Genomic DNA, 1,480 nt, shown 5'->3' on the forward strand with positions numbered 1-1,480 from the left:
ATGTCAAAAGTAGACCAAACAAACCCTCCCCATTTGTCAGAAGATTAACAAGTCAGACAGTCGTCTTGATTATGAAACCGCGTTAGTTACTGTATTCGTTCCAGCCACGCTGCCATTCCATTCGGAATTTTTGGGCTTGTTTCGTCCCCTCGCACACCCCTTCGTAATACTGACCAGATAATCCAATCTGATACGCAAAATCAGGGTTACAGTATTCAGACAAACCTTCGAGATAACCTTGGTCGTAATCTCCTTGTTTTACATTGCCCATTGCGCTTAGCTCTTTCACTGTGCGTGATGTATGACCCGCGATGCCATCCTGATAACCGATTTGATACCAGTCGCCTGACTGAGCGAGATCTTCTGTAGTCGCGGAACACCCTGCCAGTAAAGCCAGCGCTAACCCTAACGTTGCCTTTTTCATATTTCCCCTTAACTCTTTGTTTTAAAAATTTGTTTTCAAAATAAGCTTACCACTAAATTCTCACTTTTACCGTTTATCTGCGTATTTAACCACTGACGGAGACAACCAACCGCTAACCGTGAAATCAGAACCACTCATCCCATCCAAATACCATTCACGGCTAAGAGCAACCACTGAACACTGCCCAAAACCACTCAAAGGCCATATCGACCACTCGTAGTCCTATTCGACCACTTACCGACTAAGCGAATGCAATTAACAAAAGCAGCCCTTAACATGCATCCTGAAATTAAAACAATTACCCTATCCTACTAACCAAGGACAATAGTTATGATGTGGTTTCTAACCTGTGTCGCAGCCCTAATCGGCGGATACTTCATCTACGGCGCTTTCGTCGAGAAAATTTTCGGCATCAGTGAAAAACGCCAAACGCCTGCTCACACTAAAGCAGATGGTGTTGACTATGTTCCAATGTCAACCAAGAAAGTTTACCTAGTTCAGCTACTTAACATCGCTGGCGTAGGTCCTATCTTTGGCCCAATCATGGGTGCGCTATACGGCCCAGCGGCAATGTTATGGATTGTTATCGGCTGTATTTTTGCTGGCGCGGTACACGATTACTTCTCAGGTATGCTATCTGTTCGTAACGGCGGTGCTTCTGTACCAACCATTACTGGACGTTACCTAGGTAATGGCGCAAAACACTTTATGAACATTTTTGCCATTGTCTTACTGCTTCTTGTTGGTGTGGTATTCGTATCAGCACCAGCTGGCATGATCACAAACCTAATCAACGATCAAACAAGCCTAAACGTAAGCATGACAACAATGGTTATCGCAATCTTTGCGTACTACATCATTGCGACTATCGTTCCTGTTGATAAGATCATCGGCCGTTTCTACCCACTATTTGGCGCACTACTGATTTTCATGTCTGTTGGCCTGATGACTGCTGTAGCATTCTCTAGCGAGCACACGGTAATGGGTGACTTCCAAGTATCGGACATGTTCAGCAACCTAAACCCGAATGACATGCCTCTTTGGCCAGCACTGTTC

At 44.8% G+C, this 1,480-nt stretch carries 2 protein-coding genes; one reads left to right on the forward strand and one right to left on the reverse strand.

Features of this window, described 5'->3' with window-relative positions; all coding sequences use genetic code 11:
* Nucleotides 1-82: 82 nt before the first annotated feature.
* The gene (locus tag ACQY6F_RS18930; protein ID WP_014230874.1) at nt 83-424 is read right to left on the reverse strand and encodes a DUF2799 domain-containing protein; all 342 of its coding nucleotides are present in this window, start codon (nt 422-424) and stop codon (nt 83-85) included.
* A gap of 330 nt (nt 425-754) precedes the next feature.
* Between ACQY6F_RS18930 and ACQY6F_RS18935 the strand changes: the two genes are divergently transcribed.
* The coding region (locus ACQY6F_RS18935) for an aromatic amino acid transport family protein (RefSeq protein WP_428776671.1) at nt 755-1,480 on the forward strand (726 nt) is incomplete at its 3' end.

It is taken from the genome of Vibrio sp. (assembly GCF_050299255.1).
Taxonomy (GTDB): Bacteria; Pseudomonadota; Gammaproteobacteria; order Enterobacterales; family Vibrionaceae; genus Vibrio.